The organism is Bifidobacterium parmae (assembly GCF_002860365.1).
GTDB classification, from domain to species: Bacteria; Actinomycetota; Actinomycetes; order Actinomycetales; family Bifidobacteriaceae; genus Bifidobacterium; species Bifidobacterium parmae.
In genome coordinates, this window is record NZ_NMWT01000019.1 from 33,643 (window position 1) to 50,950 (window position 17,308).

Consider the following 17,308-nt stretch of genomic DNA (forward strand, 5'->3'; position numbering starts at 1 on the left):
CGCTCAATCGACCATCCACGCGTCGCCGTGCGCGCGGATCGCGTTGAACGTCGCGCGCAATCCGATGAACACGACGTTCAACACCGCCCACAACGCGACCATGCGCGCGGCCGGAGCGTCGAGCGCCGCCGTGCCGGCGAGCGCGCCGACGCCGGCGAGCGCGAGCAGGTACGCGACGGCGGTCATGCCGCACGTCGCGGCCAGATAGCGGTAGTCGCCGGCGCCGATGAGGATGCCGTCGAGCGCCCACATCCATCCGCACAACGGCAGGAACACGCCCTGCGTGACCATGCCGACGACGATCAGCGACCGGACGGCCGCGTCCGGCGAGAACAGGGGAGCGGCGGCGAAGCCGACCGCGATCATGCCGATGCCGATCGCCGCGCCCGCGATGGCGCCGGCGCGCGCGGTCGCGGCGGTCGTCGCGCGCGCACCGGCGCGACGCCGCGCGCCGAGTTCGGCGGCGACGAGCGCCTGTCCGGCGATGCCGATCGCGTCGAGCATGTTGAGCACGAAATTCCACGTCGCGTTGACGGCCTGGTATGCGGCGAGCACGGTCACGCCCATGCGCGCGGCGAGCATGACGGTCGCGACGAGGCAGGCGCGCAGGGCGAGCGTGCGCAGGAACAGCGGCACGCCGTCGCCCGCGCTGTGCGCGATGCCGGCGAGCCGCGGCCGTATGGACGCGCCTTCCGCGCGTGACCACAGGATCGCGGGCACGGTGAGGAAGACTCCCATGAACCATTGCGCGATGAGCGTGGCCGCGCCGGAGCCGGCGATGCCCCAGCCGAGCGCGATGACGAACAGGATGTCCAAGAGCGTGTTGACGATCGCGCCGGCGACGGCGGCGATCAGGGTGATGCGGACCTTCTGGAGTCCGCGGAAGATGCCGTTCGCCGCGTAGACGAGCAGCATGCCCGGCAGGCCGAAGACGATCGCATTGAGATAGTGTTGCGCCTGGTCGAGGACGGGGCCTTCCGCGCCGAGCGCCGCACACAGCGGCCGGCCTGCGAGGAACAGGATGGCGGATACGACGATGCCGATGCCGAGCGCGAGCCACATGCCGTCGATGCCGGCTTCGAGGCCTTCGCGGCGGCGTCCGGCGCCGATGAGCCGCGCCACCTGCGAGGTGGTGCCGTAGGCGAGGAACACGCACAGGCCGACGGTGGTGAGGACGATCGTCGATCCGATGGACAGTCCGGCGAGCGGGGCTTCGCCGAGATGGCCGACGATGGCCGTGTCGATGAGGATGAACGCGGGTTCGGCGATGAGCTGCCCGAACGTGGGAATCGCCAACGCCGCGATCCGCGCGGTGGTGTGGCGGTGGTCGGTGGTCATCTCATGCTCCTGCTCGTCGTCGGTCGTTTCCGCCCGTCCACTGTAGTCGAGAGGATTCCGGCCTCCCGGCTCCCCTTGTCAGGGGAGCTGTCGGCAAAGCCGACTGAGGGGTAGTCGCCGGGGGCACGCCGGCGTTCACTGTCCGTTCATGCGCGATTCCGATGCTGTTACCACGGTGTTACGTGTCGCGCAAGTCGGTGTCCATGGGTGGGAAAGTAATCCACACGTTATCCCCAAGTTATCCACCAAGTTATCCCCATAGTGTGGATAACTCAGTGGATTTCAAGCGGCAAACCGGGGTGAAAATGTGGATAACTTTTTCTTATCCACAACGCCATTCGGCGTGTCGCGGCATCACGGTGGCTGATTGTGGACAACTCGGTGGATAACTACCCGTTTTTCCACATCTAGTTGTGAGTGGCTCGCCCATGCGCCATATCTATGGTGGATAACCGTACGCGGTCGCGGTGGATAGCCGAAGACAGCCGCAATGGATAATCGCAGACAACCGCAATGGATAGCCGGAACGGGGCCACCCCTTCCTTGCTCCCCCTTCAGGGGGAGCTGTCGCGCAAAGCGCGACTGAGGGGGTGTGCGGGACGTGGCCGATACGGGACACGACCAACACGAGCCCCGCGCAAAACGAACGACCCGGCCGATGGGGGCCGGGTCGTTCGCGAAGGAGAGAGGAAGAAGAAAGAAGGTGTTCAGTTATCGTTATGGGGACGGGAAGAAGGAATCGTCCTCGCCGGTCCGCTTCCGCCGCCTGTGGTGATGGGGTTCACCGTGGTGGCTTCCGTTCGCCGGTGATTCCATATAACCGCGCGAACCTCAACGCAACGATGCGAAAACCTTGGAACACCATGGCAATCCCCGTAGGATACGCCGAGATACGCGGATACGTTGGGATGCGGGATGTGCCGGAGACGTGCCGGAGATGTGCCGGGGCGTGCCGGGATGCGCCCGTGTCGGGACGTCCGGAGACGCCGCGCGGCCCGGAACGCCGCCAATCCCCGCGTGTCCGCATGGTGGCGTGGGTTCGCGGGGGTCGTATGCCCCTCCTTATAATCATTGCGTTTACGTAGCATATGCGGCAAACGCTCCCGTCCCACGAGAGGACGGGAGGCAGCGGAAGAAGATTGGATAGCAGTGGCTCTCATCGTGCAGAAGTACGGCGGCTCGTCGGTCGCCGATACCGATTCGATCAAACGTGTGGCCAAGCGCGTCGTCGAAACGAAGAAAAAAGGCAACAAGGTCGCCGTGGTCGTCTCCGCGATGGGCGACACCACCGACGATCTCATCGACCAGGCGCTGAGCATCGACTCCAACCCGCCGGAGCGCGAGATGGACATGCTGATGACCGCCGGCGAACGCATCTCCATGAGCCTGCTCGCCATGGCCATCCACGCGGAAGGCAGCCGCGCCCACTCGTTCACCGGACAACAGGCCGGCTTCTTCACCGACGCCCGCTACGGCGCCGCGCACATCAAGGCCGTCAAGCCGGACCGTGTGAAGAACGCGCTCTCCCTCGGCGACGTCGCCATCGTCGCCGGCTTCCAGGGCATCAACGCGAAGGGCGACGCGACCACGCTCGGCCGCGGCGGCTCCGACACGTCCGCCGTCGCGCTCGCCGTCGCGCTCGGCGCCGACATCTGCGAGATCTACACCGACGTGGACGGCATCTTCACCGCCGACCCGCGCATCGTGCCCACCGCGCGCCGCATCCCGTACATCGGCTACGACGCGATCCTCGAAATGGCGTCGTGCGGCTCGAAGGTGCTCGCGCTGCGCTGCGTCGAATACGCGCAACGATTCAACATGCCGCTGCACGTGCGCTCCTCCTTCTCGCACCGTCCCGGCACGCTCGTCGTGCCCGAGGGCGTCGACCCGCGCAGCCTGCCGAACCTCGACTGAACCGTAACGTAACGAACCGAAAGCGACATCATCACCATGAGCGACAACAACGAAACCAAATCGATGGGCGACCTGTTCCCCGACCTCGGACCGGAGGCCCCGGTCATCTCCGGCATCGCGCACGACCGCAGCGAGGCGCTCGCCACCGTGCGCGGCGTGCCGAACGAGCCGGGCATGGCCGCGAAGGTGTTCACCGAGCTGGCCGCCGCCGGCATCAACGTCGACATGATCGTGCAGGCCGGATCCTCCGCCGGCACCGCCGACATCTCCTTCACCGTGCCGGAGGCATCCGTCAAGGCCGTCGAGAACGCGCTGCTCGACGCGCACGACGCGCTCGACTACAAGGCGTTCGACGTCGATCCGAACGTCGGCAAGGTCGCGGTCGTCGGCGTCGGCATGAAGACCCACTCCGGTCTCGCCGCCAAGTTCTTCCAGGCGCTGAGCGACAAGGGCATCAACGTGCTGATGATCTCCACCTCCGAGATTCGCATCGCCGCGCTCGTGCCGCTCGATCAGCTCAACGAGGCCGTCAAGGCCCTCCACACCGCCTACGGCCTCGACGCCGACAAGGTGGAAGCCGTCGTCTACGGCGGCACCGGCCGGTGATTCTCCGGTAGACGGGCCGGCGGTGGATGGACTCCGGCAGCCGGCCGCTTCTCCGAGGATTCCGGTTTGAACGCCCTCCTGCTTTGCGCGGGAGGGCGTTTCTATTCTTGATGCCGGATATCGGAGATTGGGTGGTCTCCGAATCTCGCTGTCCGCTGAGACTGGATATCACGAATCTCACGGATGCAGTGCATGCGGTTCGCCCTCGCCTGTCCTCGGCGCGCATGCCGGGGATTTCTTCTTCCATGGAAGAAGAAATCTGAAAAATGGCGGTCATTTTCTTGTACGGAAGAAAACTACAGGGACTCGAGACGAAATTGCCGGGGAGAACGTGGGAGGTAGGCGCAGACGGAACCCGGTGTTCGTCGGGGATGCTGCGGAGTCCTCGTGCCTTCGGTTGCCCGGACATGGCTGTATGCGTATCCGGTCGTGACGGCCTATGTGCAAGGCCTATTGTTGCTTATGTGTTGCCCCTCAAGCGCGTTATAACGTTTCATCCGGGTTGGGGGCGAAGAAAAGCCTCTCCCTCAACTTGGTTTTACCTGTTTTCGGACTTGGGGGAGAGACCGATTCGCCACTCAACTTCAGGAATGGCTGAATCGCGTTTGAGGGAGAATATCGTCTGTGCCACAATCCTTGGAAAATGGCGGTTTTGGCGAAAGCGGCTTCTGATGGCCGATTCCGGATGCGGAACGAGGTTCTCCCTCAAGTCGCAGACCCGCCTCCATCGTGTTGAGGGAGAGCATGATTCTCGCATTCAAATGCGGAACGGGACTCTGCCGGGTTATGTGGCGAGCCTCTGGAATGTCGACCTCTAGAAACGTGAGGTTCTGCCAACCCTGCCGGGCTCGTAACCCAACTGCGCGAACCAGTGGGGGGAAGAACGCGGGGAGGTCCATGGCGACAATCGCATGGGGAGCCACGCAAGAGGCCCCCACGTGAAAGGCCCGTGCCGCGGACTTATCCGGCGGACACGGGCCTTCGTATGGGGAGTCAGGCGCGGGATGAATCCCGGGGTGGTCAGGCTGCGGCCGAACCCGACCTACTTCTTCGTGATGTAGCCCAGCGCCTTGAGCATCTCGGCGCATTCGAGCGCGCCGCCAGCCGCGCCGCGCAGCGTGTTGTGCGCCAATCCCACGAACTTCCAGTCGAAGATCGAATCCTCGCGCAGGCGGCCGATCGACACGCCCATGCCGCCCTCATAGTCCACGTCCAGCTTGACCTGCGGACGATCGTCCTCGGTCAGGTACTGGATGAAGTGCTTCGGCGCGTGCGGCAGACCGAGACGGGCCGCCTCCGACGTGTAGTTGACGAGACGGTCGACGAGCTCCTCCTTCGTCGCCTTCTTGCCGAAGTTGATGAACACGGTCGCGGTGTGGCCGTCGAGCACGGGCACGCGGATGCACTGCGAGGTGATGCGCAGCGGCCCCTCGAACGGGACGATCTCGCCCTTCGCGTCGTCCACGTGGCCGAACACCTTGAGCGGTTCCTTCTCGCTCTTCGCCTCCTCGCCGGAGATGAACGGGATGATGTTGCCCACCATCTCGGGCCAGTCCTTGAACGTCTTGCCTGCGCCGGAGATCGCCTGGTAGGTGCTCACGACCACCTCGCGCGGCTCGAATTCCTTCCACGCGGCCAGCGCCGGCGTGTACGCCTGGATCGAGCAGTTCGGCTTGACGGCGATGAATCCGCGCGTCGTGCCGAGCCTCTTGCGCTGATGCTCGATCACCGCGAAATGCTCCGGGTTGATCTCCGGCACGACCATCGGCACGTCCGGGGTCCAACGGTGGGCGCTGTTGTTCGAGACGACCGGCGTCTCCGTCTTCGCGTACCGCTCCTCGATCGCGCGGATCTGGTCCTTCGGCATGTTCACCGCGGAGAACATGAAATCGACGCCCGCGGCGACCCTCTCGGCCTCGTCGCCGTCGACCACCGTCATGTGCTTGACGTACTCGGGCATCGGCGCTTCCATCTTCCAACGGTCGCCGACCGCCTCCTCATACGTCTTGCCGGCGGAATGCGCGGACGCGGCGAGCGTCGTCACCTCGAACCACGGATGGTTCTCCAGCAGCGTGATGAAACGCTGGCCGACCATGCCGGTCGCGCCGAGCACGCCGACCTTCAGTTTTTCGGACATAGCAAACCCCTTGGGTGAGATGGATGGGCGGTTACACACGTGGATATCCATTCTACGGAACCGTTTGCGGCGCGTCGCACGCGTTTCCGCATGATGGCCTGCGCGCGGTACGCTGTGGTGCGGTACGCCGCCGCGCGCGGTACGCTAGGAGGCATGTCGATTGCATCTCAGGAAGCGCGCAGGCAGCTCGATCGAATCGTGGCGTTGGGGTACCCGGATGTGGCGGATATGAGCGCCGCCGCGTTCCGCGCGCTCGCGAACCCGCTCATCGAGGCGTTGGAGCATTCCGATCTCGGCACGAACATCCTGCTGGTGCCGACGCGCGAGCTGGTCTCGCCGGAGTCGCTGATTGCGCGAACCTCCATCTACCGCATGGCCGGCTTCACGACGATGCCGCCGCGCGACATCGCCAGCTTCCTGCCGCAGGACGGCTTCGAGCCGCCGGAGGGGCCGTTCTACCTGGTCGTCGACCCGCATACCGGCACCTGCTACGTGAACCGCGAACCGGATGTGGCGCGCAAGCTCATCGACTCGGACGAGCGTCTGCCGCTCACATTGGAGGAGGGGCTTGCGATCGCCACGCAGCATCCGGAATGGCTGTTGGAGAAGAACGGCTTCAACCTGCTCGGATCGCGTTCGGCCGACGGCCGCGTGCCGAGCATCTGGATGAGCCAGAACGCGCCGCGACTGGGCGCGGTCTGGCCGAATTCGCGCCACACGTGGCTCGGCAACGCCTACTGCATCGCGCGGCGCGGCGTGAGCCTGTTCATCTGAGATACGTGACGGCGTCCGGCTACTGCGGCGAAGCCCGGCGCGACACGCCGAAACGCCGTTCCGACGCGTTTCCGGTACATATCTACCGGCGATATGCGCGGCGGGTAGACTGAGGGCAGTTCATCGTTCATATGGAGAGTAAGGAACGAAGATGATCTGCACGAGATGTGGTGCCGCCAACGAGGGTGGCTACAGGTTCTGCGCCGAGTGCGGCGCGCCGTTGCCTCAGGGCGATGCGACGGTCACGGGCGGCGTGCCGGGTCCGGTTCCAGCGGCTCCCGGCGCCGCAGTGCCGCCCGTCCCCGGCCCGTCGGGCGCGTCCGTGCCGCCGCGCCCGGCCGTGCCGATGCCCGGCGCGCCGGTTCCGGCGCCCACCGGGCAGTCGTCCCCGGCGAATCCCGCCGATGCCGCGGCGACGACCACGCTGCCGCCGGTCGCCCCCGCCGGTCCCGGCGGCGCTCTTCCCGGCGGCGGTGACGGCGGTTCCGGTGACGGCGGCGCGCAGGCCGTCGCGAAGAAGAACCGTCTGCCGTTGATTCTCGCGATCGTCGTGGCGGCGTTGGTCGTCGTCGGCGGCATCGTCGCGTTCCTCACGTACCGCAGCGAGGTGTGGGGCGGCAAGACGCTGCCCGATCCGGCGTCCGTCGCGACGAGCGTGACCGACGCGAAGGGCAAGAAGAAGTCGTCGGTCGTCAAGGCGAAGGACGTGACTGAGGCGCTCAAGGCGAAGGGATTGAAGACGAAGACCGTGCAGGTCTTCTCCGGTTCCGACAAGGGCGTGTTCCTCGGCTATTCGGGTGCGAAGCAGGGCGACCGCGTGGACGCGGGATCGACGGTGACCGTGCAGGAATCGGCCGGCCCGGGCGTGCCGAAGGACACGGTCGGCAAGAACGTGAACAAGGTGGTCGACCTGTTCGCGCAGATGGGCGTGCCGGTCCACTACAAGCAGGTCGTGATCTCCTCCGACAGCAAGACGCCGGAGGGTCAGGTGAGCACCACCTACCCGGCGCCGGGCGTGGGATTGACCGATGACGAGATGGAGAACGGCATCTACATCGGCGTCGCCTCGAAGGGCGACGGCATCCCCGTCGACGTGATGGGCATGGACAAGGACAAGGCGGTCAGCGAGCTCGAATCGCAGGGCTACGACGTGGATCTGGAACCGCACTACTCGTCCAAGCAGTACGTGGGCAAGATCTCCGGCTCCTACCCGGCGCCCGGCTCGTCGCTGGAATCCGGCGACAGCGTGACGCTCTACTACGGCGTCGACAAGTCCAGCACCATGGATCTGCTCACTCAGACCACCGGCTCCGGCGATTACGAGATGGACGTGACCAGGCACAACGCCACGCCGATGATCGGCATGTACTGCAAGTCCGAGGTGAAAGACGCCTCCAAGGACTGCATCACCTTGGAGGAGGCGGAAGGCCCGTACGGCGATAGCGAAGGCGGCGGCTTCCTGCAGATCAAGGGGCATGAGCCGTCGAACGACTTCGACACGTTGGGGCTCAACAACTTCTCGCAAGGCGTGGATGGCGTCATGGTCTCCACGAAGGGCGCCGGGTCGATGAGCGCGAGCGATCTGCCGATGGCGAACCATCTGCTGCTCGGCAAGACCGGCGCGTTCGAACTGTACGCCGGCATGGGCCTGCCGAACTGCGGCGACACGGTGATGACCGGCGCCATGCTCGAATATTGCCAGTCCGGCACCTACGGGAAGGTGTCCGACATGGACGACTTCCCGAGCGGCGGCAACAGCGGCGAGACCTTCAATATGAAGGACTTCCTCGTGTACGCCCCGGTCGGCACGGACGTGAAGTCGCTCGAGGATGCCGGCTACTTCGATTCGAAGGCGTTGGAATCCGCGAAGAAGCAGAAGGCGGTCGACACGTCGCGTCCGTTCATCGTCATGCGCGATCCCAGCCTGTACAACGAGACCAAGGTCTCCGCGGACGGCACGAGCTATCTCAAGAACCCGTTCGTGCCGACCAATGACAAGGGCACGAACCATCTCGTCGGCATGAAGCCCGCGCCCAGCGATTCGACCGTGTACTATCTGGTCGAACAGAACGGCGACCTCGACTGGGATTCCCTGCCCGACGCGAAGGTGAAGCAGACGAGCACGAAGCAGGATTCGTCCGACGATTCCGGCAAATCCTCGAAGATGGACAAGACCCTCGCCGAGGCCATGAAGGCCGGCGCCGCCGAATACGGGATGGGCTCCGGCGCAGGCGCGTGGGGCGCGAGCCTCACCATCAGCGAGGACGGCACGTTCAAGGGCTCGTACTACGACACGGACATGGGCGACATGGGCGATGACCATCCGAACGGGTCGCGCTCCGAATCGAACTACACCGGCAGGTTCAAGTCGGCGAAGAAGAACAGCGATGGCACGTACACGCTGCAATGCGATGCCAGCGCGTTCAAGGTCGACGGCGAAATCGGCACGTCCCGCATCGAGGACGGCATGCAGGTGACCACCGTCAAGCCGGCCGGCATGGACCCGTGCGGCGAGTTCACGCTCTACCCGAAGGGCTACGACACGGCGCAGCTCAGCGACGACCAGCTCATGTTCTCCGGCGGTCTCGGCAGCACGGTGGCCAACTCCTCCGAACTGCCCGGTCCGGCGTTGTACAACACCGAATCCTCGGACATGGAATACACGTTCTTCGACTTGGGTAACTGAGTTCGGATACGGATGGCCCGGCGTCCTGATATCGGGCCGGAAAGGAGCATGACCGATGTTCTGCGAACAATGCGGTACACGCAACGATGACGGCGCGCGATTCTGCGGCAGCTGCGGTGCGCCATTGGTCGATCCCAACGGCGGAACCGGTGCCGCCGCCGGGCCGGGTCAGCCGGGGGCGGTGCCACACGCCGTGCCCATGCCGAATGGTCGCCCGGTTCCCCTGGCGGACGGCACCGTACTCGACGGCATGCCGGCGCAGGCCCCGCACGGCGGACAACCGCCGGTGCCGATGCCCGGCCCTGTGCCGTCTCCGTCCGGGGTCGGGGCCAATCCCAATCCTGCGGCCAACGGATCATCCGGCACGCCCGGCGGCGGCACAGGTCCCGCCGTCGCGGCGGCCGCCCCGCGCAACCGCAAGCCGCTCATCATCGCGATTGTCGCCGCGCTCGCCGTCGTCGCGGCGGCGCTGGTCGCCTTCCTCACCTACCGCGCCGAGGTGTGGGGCGGCAAGACGCTGCCCGATCCGGCGTCGATCGCCAAGGAGGTGACCGACGCGAACGGCGGCAAGGCGTCCGCCGTGAAGGCGAAGGACGTGACCGACGCGCTGAAGGCCAAAGGCCTCACGACGAAAACCGTCAAAGTGTATTCCGGACAGGACGTCGGCACGTTCGTCGGCTACTCCGGCGCGCAACAGGGCCAACGCGTGAAGGCGGGCAGCACCGTCACCGTCGAGGAGTCCGCCGGCCCCGGCGTGCCCAAAGGCACCGTCGGCAAGAACGTCGACCAGATGACCGAACTGTTCGCGAGCATGGGCGTGCCCATCCACTACAAGAAGATCATCGTCACCGACACGAAGAGGATTCCCGAGAACCAGATCGTCGCCACAAGCCCCGCCGACGGCCAAGGCGTGCCCGAGGACCAGCTCGACGACGGCATCGACATCGGCGTCGCCGTGAAGGGCGACGGCATCGGCGCGGACATCATCGGCACGGACAAAGGCAAGGCGCAATCCGATCTGGAATCGCAGGGATACGACGTGACCCTGCACCCGCGTCTCGCCGCAAAGGCGAACGTCGGCAAGATCGTCGGCTCCGATCCCGCGCCCGGCAGCGACGTGTCCAGCGGCGCCAGCGTCACGCTGTACTACGGCATCGACGCGAGCGGCGTGAAGGACGCGTACACGGACACCACCAGCGACAGCGTCTACGGTGACGGGCTGCTCGGCTCGTCCGCCGTGGCCGCCGGCACATGGTGCAACAACGCGGGCGACTGCATCACCTTCGACGCGAAGAACGAGGACGCCCAATACGGCAACGGGCAGATTCCCTACGGGCAGGGACGCGACGGCATCGACTACGAGCGCAACGGCTACGACGACATGCTCATCGCCTGCGACGCCGTACAGCAGGCATACTGCAGCAACAAGAAGGCCGGCTATCTGATCGACGGCGACACCGGCGCGTTCGAACTCATGCCGCATCAGAGCCTCACCGGCTACTTCTGCGGCGACGACACGCCGAAGGGCGGCGACGGCTCATTCCTCGGCGGATGTACCGGCGATTACGGGTACAGCGGCGGCACCTTCGACTTCGACAGCGTGATGCAGGGCGCGCAATACCGCATGCAGGACATGTACGTGGTCGTGCCCGTCGGCGCGAAACTCGACCAGCTGGAAGCGAACGGATACTTCGACAAGACCGCGCTCGCGGATGCGAAGAAGGCCAAGGCCGTGGACACGACCCGCCCGTTCCTGCTGTACCGCGACCCGAAGCAGTACGACAAGACCACCGTCGACATCACGTCGATGGACATGCAGAATCCGTTCGTGCCGTACAACGGCTACAGCGGTGACGAGGCCAGTGTGACCAAGTTCAAGCCGGCCCCGACCGACGCGTCCGCCTACTATCTCGTCGGAACCGGCGCATCCTACGACTGGTCGTCCCTCCCCGACGCCCAGGTGAAGCAGCCGAGCGCGAAGCAGTCCGGCAACGGGTCCGGCGGTTCGGCCGGCACCGCCTCGTTCAAGGCGGTGGCCGACACATACCGTTGGGAGAACGGCGACGGATCGGACTACACCGAGATCGTCGTGAAGGCCGACGGCACGTTCTCCGGCAAGAACAGCGTGGCGAATCCCGGCCCCGGCCAGTCCAATGCGACTGCGGATCGCGTGGAATCCAAATTCCAGGGGAAGTTCAAGTCGATGAAAAAGAACGATGCCGGCGGATACGATTTGCAATGCGACGCCGATGCGTTGAAACTGGCCGATTCGGCATCAGGCAAGAGTTCCGATCCGTATTGGGCGGTCGACCCGTGCACCACTTGGCACTGGTATCCTGCGGGCACTCCGTATGACGACATGAACACGAAGGTCGAAGTCAAATCATGGCTGGTCTCGGTTTCGGGAGAGGACGGCGATTCATGGAAGACCCCGCTGCTCATCAATGACGGTGGCAAGGCCACATTCCAGAGTTACCGACAGTAGACGGATAGACAAATCGACTCATGCCATCACGCACCTCGATATAGAAGACCGGGGGGAAAAAGAAGAGGAAAGGAAACATCTGATGTTCTGCGAGCAATGCGGTACGCGCAATGATGACGGCGCGCGATTCTGCGTGAAGTGCGGGGCGGCGTTGAGCCCCGCGGCCGTTCCCGGGGCGTCTGGGCGGGCCATCGGTTCAGCCGGGCAAGCCGCCGGTGCAGGCGCGGCGGGCGTGCCGTTGCCCAACGGCGCCGGCACGGCGGGGAGGCCGGGCATGGGAGTGCCGCTGCCTGGTTCGGTGCCCCTGCCGGGTGCCGCCGCGGCATCGCAGCCTGCTGCTGCGACTCAGCACGCGTCAGCCCTGCCGGCCGCGGCGACCGAGGTGCTGCCGCCGGTGCCCGGCACGCCGAGCAGTCCGACCGCCTCCGGTGCCGGCTCGACCGCCGCGAAGAAGAACCGTCTGCCGTTGATTCTCGCGATCGTCGTGGCGGCGTTGGTCGTCGTCGGCGGCATCGTCGCGTTCCTCACGTACCGCAGTGAGATGTGGGGCGGCAAGTCGCTGCCCGATCCGGCGTCGCTCGCCAGCGAGGTGAAGGATGCGGACGGCAAGAAGGCATCCGTCGTCAAGGCGAAGGACGTGACCGCCGCGCTCAAGGCGAAGGGACTTGCCACGCGCACGGAGAAGGTGTTCTCCGGAGCAGACAGCGGCACGTTCGTCGGCTATGGCGACGGCGTGCAGCAGGGCGACCGCGTGGGCGCGGGCACGACCGTCGTCGTGCGGGAGTCCGCCGGTCCGGGCGTGCCGAAGGGCACGGTCGGCAAGAAGGCCACGAGCGTCGTCTCCACGTTCGCGAACATGGGCGTGCCCGTCCACTACAAGCAGATCACCGTCACCGACACGAAGAAGACGCCGGAAGGCACGATCATGGCGACCTACCCGAATCAGGGCCAGGCGGTCGCCAAGGACGAGATGGACGACGGCATCTACGTGGGCGTCGCCACGAAGGGCGACGGTCTCGGCGCCGACATCGTCGGCAAGGACGTGGACGACGTCGAATCCGACCTCGAATCGCAAGGCTACGACGTGACCGTCGAGAAGCGCTTCTCGACGAAGAAGAACATCGGCAAGGTGACCGGCTCCGACCCGGCGCCCGGCTCCTCCCTCGACTCCGGCGACGACGTCACGTTGTATGAGGGCATCGGCGCCGACGATGTGCAGGAGGCGTTCTCTTACGATTCGCCGGAGACCGGCACCCACATGATGCTCGGATCGTCGTCCATCGCCGCCGGCACATGGTGCCGGAACGACGGCGACTGCATCACGTTGGACGGTGAATCCGCGGATCTCGGGCCGGGCTCGCTGCCATACGAGAAAGGCCGAGACGGCACGGATTACGGTGAATACGGCATGTTGACCGCCTGCGCCAACATATCCGACCCGTACTGCGGCAACGACGCGTTCCTGCTCAAGCAGAACGTCGGCGCGTTCGAGGAGATGCCCTACGAGAGCCTCACGAACTATTGGTGCGACGGCACCAAGCAGCGCGACGGCAGCTCATCGTCCTGCTCCGGCAAGGCCGAATACCACATGCAGGACTACTTCCTGATCGTGCCGGCCGGATCGAAGCTCGACAAGCTGGAAAGCGACGGCTACTTCGACAAGTCCGCATTGGAGACCGCGAAGAAGGAGAAGCAGGTCGATACGGACCGTCCGTTCCTGCTGTACCGTGACCCGAAGCTGTACGACAAGACCACGGCCGCGCGATCCGGGTCCAGCACGCCGAACCCGTTCGTGCCGTTCAACATGAACGCGAACACGAAGAACGACATGGTCGGATTCAAGCCGGCACCGAGCGATGCGAACGCGTACTATCTCGTCGACTCCACCGGCGATTATGACTGGTCGTCGCTCGCCGACGCGAAGATCGACACCGGCTCCGACGGCACGAAATCCGGCAAGAAGACCGATGGTTCCGACATGAAGTCGAAGAAATCCGCCAAGTCCTCGAAGGACATGTCCCTCTCCGAGATTCGCTCCACGCTCGGCGATGGCGACTTCACGCCGATCGCCGGCAAATACTGCATGAAGGACAATTCGTTGTGCCTCACCATCGATAAGAAGGGCAAGGCCAAGGAATCCGGCACGCAAGGCTTCTCGCTGAGCCCCGACGATCCGAAATCGACGACGCTGCACGCCGTCACCTACGATACGGACACCGACGGCTGGTGGAACGTGCCCGAGGACGTGGGCATCGAGCTCATGGGGCCGGACAGCGATTATCGGTGCGGTAGCGAGAAAGGCGGCCAAGCCTGCTACGGCAGCGGATCATCGTACGCGGAATACCAGATTCAGCGGCCTGCGGACATGGTCTACGTGCCGGCCGGAGTCAGCAGCGACAAGCTCGAAGGACTGGCCAAGTCGTCATACAATGACTCGCAGGTCGCCGGTCAGGCCAAGCCGGACAGTTCCAAGCCGTTCATCAAACTGCTGGCCTATCGCATGAACATTCCTCCCACCGACGAGAACGTGCTTTATCTCGTCGAATAGACGGTCCTCGAACGGGAAGGAACGAGAGATCATGACGTGTTGGCGATTCGGCGTGGTTGACGTTGGGAGGAATCAATGAGCCGTAGAACGGTGATGATCGCCGTGGTGTCGGTGGTGGCGGCGATCGCCATGCTCGGCGTGGGCATGCTGATCGGCTACAACGTGGAGGCGTGGAAAGCGTCCCATGTCTCCGCCGGCGGGGAGTCCGCGCAAACATCCGGGAACGCCGGGCAATCCGGAGACTCCGGTTCCGGCGACTCAAGCGGTTCCGATGGTTCCGGCGGTTCCGGCGACTCCGCGTCGAAGGCGATGTTCAAGGAGGTCGCCGGCAACTATTCGTGGTCGAGCTCGGCGATCTCCCGCACCAATCTGACCCTGCGTTCCGACGGCACGTTCAACGCGGCCTACACGGTCGCCGACGACGAGAACACCGCCCACCTCAACACGGACACGCCCTCCACCACGGTGAACGTCACCGGCCGGTTCTCCTCCATCAGGAAGACCGACACCGGATACACGCTGCAATGCGACGCGAAATCCCTCAAGGTCGCGGGCAGCGGCACCGACAAGGACACCGACAAGACCAAGAAGGGCAGCGGCATGGCGCCATGCGGCACATGGCGATGGTATTCCGGCGGCACCACGCTGGAGGAGGTCCGCGACGCGACGGGCGCCTGGGGCGTGGGAGGCCTCGACCCCAGCCGCAAGGCCGTCGTCCTGGCCGCCGACCACGGTTCCGGCGCGCTGTTCCTCCGCATGTCATGACGTGCCGCCGCATCGCGTGACCGGGTTGCATGGCGCGGGTTGCGTGGGCGCGGCATGGTCGTCGCGTCGTGCCGCACATCGCATCACGCGACTCCGCCACACGACTAGACTGGGTGCCATGACACTGCGTTTTCGCAAGAACGGCACGTTCCGCGTGCTGCAGATGGCCGACATCCAGGACAAGCCGGAGGTCGACAAGGACACGATCCGTCTCATCGAGGAGGCGATCCACGTCGCCGATCCCGATCTGGTCGTCTTCACCGGCGACCAGATCCGCGGCTACGATCCCGCGTACATCGACACGTTCCTGCGCCGCCGGGGCGAGCATCCCGGCGCGCGCGTCCGCCTCATCACCGAAATCGAGGCGAAACTGCAGGGCGTGCGGCGGCGCATGGCGCAACGCCGCGATCCGAGCGTGCCGCCCGTCGACGACGTCGTCACGCTCGACGAGCTCATGGACGACACGCGCGGCAAGGTGCGCGCCACGTTCGCCGCGTTCCTCGGCCCGGTGATGAACGCGGGCGTGCCGTTCGCCGCGACCTACGGCAACCACGACTTCCAGTGCGGCATCCTCGCCGACGAACAGGACGACATCTACCGCGAATTCCCCGGATGCGTGAACCCGGACGCCTTCGCGCCGGACGCCGACGACCTCGCGTTCGAACCGGGCACGTTCGCGATGCCGGTCGAAGCGTCCGACGGGTCGGGGCGCATCGCGATGAGCGTCACGATGATCAACTCCGGCGACTACGCGGACCGGAACACGCCCGACGAGCGCGACGCGCAATACCCGCTGTACGCGGCGAACCCGCGCCGGCTCGACCTCGCCGACTCCGACGGCTACGGCACGCCGTCGAACGACGCGATCAACTGGCTGGGCGACGCGCAGGCCGAACTGCGCGGCCGCAACGGCGACGGCAAACCGGTGCCGACGATCGCGTTCCAGCACATCCCGCCGCAGGAGTTCTACGACGTGCTCAAGGAGGTGCCCGCCTGGACGCCGAACGCGGTGGAGGGCGCGCGCACGCACGCGGGACGCTGCTACGTGCTCGACGAATCCAAATGCCTGCCCGGCTCGCGGCTCGGCGAGGCCATCGGATGCGCCGACGAGAACGCGGGCGAAGTCGACGCGATGCGCGAGGCCGGCGGCTATTTCGCGCTGTTCTGCGGCCACGACCACAAGAACGCGTTCGTCGGGCACGCGGACGGCATCGACCTCGGCTATGCGCCGACCTGCGGGTTCGAATGCTACGGGCCGAAGTCACGCTACCGCGGCATCCGCCTGTTCGAATTCCACGAGGAGAATCCCGCCGACTATGTGACGCACATGCTCACGTGGGGCGATCTGGTCGGCCGCTACTCCGGCAACGAGCTGCGCGTCTGGTTCGAGGACCATTGCGTGACCGACGGCGCGACCGTGCGCAACGAGCTGCGCCGCCCCGAAGTGTTCGCCACGATCGCCGCGCTCGCCGGCGCCGGCGCGTACTGGCTGACGCGCGCGGTGCGACGGCGGCATTGAAACGGCAAACGCCGTCGCGGCAATACTGTCGCGACGGCGTTCGCCGTTTCGTTGATTCGGATTTGGTTCAGATGCCGCGCTGGTTGTAGTCGGCGCAGAGGTCGTTCATCGCGTGCAGCAGCTTGTACATGTAGATGAACGGTCCGACGCCGCACAGGAGGATGCCGAGCACGCCCCACAGCCAGTACGTGGCCGCGGTGACGGTCGGCTGCATGCCGCGCGCCTGCTGTTAGTCGCCGATGCGCGAGCTCATGCGGTGGTACCACACGAACCAGCCGATGCCGAGCGTGATGCCGCCGACGAGGAAGAACATGAGGCAGTAGTGCATCGTGCGCTTGCCGTCACGGCGCGACGCGATGATGTTCAGCGTCTCGCCGATCTCGCTCATCTGCCAGATGTCGTAGATGCCGAGCGTGACGATGCCGAGCAGGATGTATTTGAGCAGACTGCGCTTCGTCTTGAGCTGGCGGGCGAGCGGCGCCTGCACGACGTTGACGACGGTGGGTTGCTGCGGCGCGGGCTCCATCGCGGTGGCG

The 17,308-nt window shown here is 65.5% G+C and carries 12 protein-coding genes and 2 pseudogenes; 10 read left to right on the forward strand and 4 right to left on the reverse strand.

All coding sequences use genetic code 11. From position 1 onward, the window contains the following. Positions 1-3: 3 nt before the first annotated feature. On the reverse strand, positions 4-1,338 hold the full coding sequence (locus tag Uis4E_RS06995; protein WP_101622484.1) for an MATE family efflux transporter: 1,335 nt from the start codon (positions 1,336-1,338) through the stop codon (positions 4-6). A gap of 1,149 nt (positions 1,339-2,487) precedes the next feature. Here Uis4E_RS06995 and Uis4E_RS07000 point away from each other — a divergent pair. Both Uis4E_RS07000 and Uis4E_RS07005 read left to right on the forward strand, forming a co-directional pair. Then, entirely contained in the window at positions 2,488-3,252 is a 765-nt protein-coding gene (locus tag Uis4E_RS07000; RefSeq protein ID WP_101622485.1) for an aspartate kinase, read from the forward strand. 36 nt (positions 3,253-3,288) lie between these two features. Beyond that, positions 3,289-3,858, forward strand: a complete 570-nt coding sequence (locus Uis4E_RS07005; RefSeq protein WP_101622486.1) for an ACT domain-containing protein — start codon at positions 3,289-3,291, stop codon at positions 3,856-3,858. A 1,042-nt stretch (positions 3,859-4,900) separates the two neighbouring features. Here the strand turns inward: Uis4E_RS07005 and asd are convergent. Further along, positions 4,901-5,995 (reverse strand): aspartate-semialdehyde dehydrogenase, encoded by a 1,095-nt coding sequence (gene asd, locus Uis4E_RS07010; protein ID WP_101622487.1) that lies wholly within the window; start codon positions 5,993-5,995, stop codon positions 4,901-4,903. A 153-nt stretch (positions 5,996-6,148) separates the two neighbouring features. Here asd and Uis4E_RS07015 point away from each other — a divergent pair, with 153 nt between their 5' ends. The 8 genes and pseudogenes from Uis4E_RS07015 (at position 6,149) to Uis4E_RS07040 (ending at position 16,772) form a co-directional block, all read left to right on the forward strand. Then, entirely contained in the window at positions 6,149-6,769 is a 621-nt protein-coding gene (locus Uis4E_RS07015; protein ID WP_101622488.1) for a DUF5701 family protein, read from the forward strand. A 151-nt stretch (positions 6,770-6,920) separates the two neighbouring features. Further along, positions 6,921-9,455, forward strand: coding sequence for a PASTA domain-containing protein (locus Uis4E_RS07020; RefSeq protein WP_101622489.1), 2,535 nt, complete (start codon positions 6,921-6,923; stop codon positions 9,453-9,455). 55 nt (positions 9,456-9,510) lie between these two features. Further along, positions 9,511-9,576, forward strand: a pseudogene (locus Uis4E_RS12440) (zinc-ribbon domain-containing protein); the annotation flags it as partial. Between the two features lie 78 nt (positions 9,577-9,654). Beyond that, complete coding sequence (locus Uis4E_RS07025; RefSeq protein WP_165784896.1) at positions 9,655-11,940, forward strand: PASTA domain-containing protein; 2,286 nt, start codon at positions 9,655-9,657, stop codon at positions 11,938-11,940. 82 nt (positions 11,941-12,022) lie between these two features. Further along, positions 12,023-12,088 (forward strand): annotated as a pseudogene (locus Uis4E_RS12445) (zinc-ribbon domain-containing protein); the annotation flags it as partial. Positions 12,089-12,214: 126 nt separating this feature from the next. Continuing rightward, positions 12,215-14,488, forward strand: a complete 2,274-nt coding sequence (locus tag Uis4E_RS07030; RefSeq protein WP_243394419.1) for a PASTA domain-containing protein — start codon at positions 12,215-12,217, stop codon at positions 14,486-14,488. Positions 14,489-14,563: 75 nt separating this feature from the next. Then, positions 14,564-15,253, forward strand: a complete 690-nt coding sequence (locus Uis4E_RS07035; protein ID WP_133125415.1) for a hypothetical protein — start codon at positions 14,564-14,566, stop codon at positions 15,251-15,253. Between the two features lie 118 nt (positions 15,254-15,371). Continuing rightward, positions 15,372-16,772, forward strand: coding sequence for a metallophosphoesterase family protein (locus Uis4E_RS07040; RefSeq protein WP_165784898.1), 1,401 nt, complete (start codon positions 15,372-15,374; stop codon positions 16,770-16,772). A 67-nt stretch (positions 16,773-16,839) separates the two neighbouring features. Here Uis4E_RS07040 and Uis4E_RS12225 read toward each other — a convergent pair whose 3' ends face one another. Together Uis4E_RS12225 and Uis4E_RS12230 are read right to left on the reverse strand one after the other, a co-directional pair. After that, on the reverse strand, positions 16,840-16,986 hold the full coding sequence (locus Uis4E_RS12225) for a hypothetical protein (protein ID WP_243394421.1): 147 nt from the start codon (positions 16,984-16,986) through the stop codon (positions 16,840-16,842). A gap of 15 nt (positions 16,987-17,001) precedes the next feature. Next, a partial coding sequence (locus Uis4E_RS12230) for a DUF4234 domain-containing protein (protein ID WP_243394423.1) occupies positions 17,002-17,308 on the reverse strand: 307 nt, incomplete at its 5' end.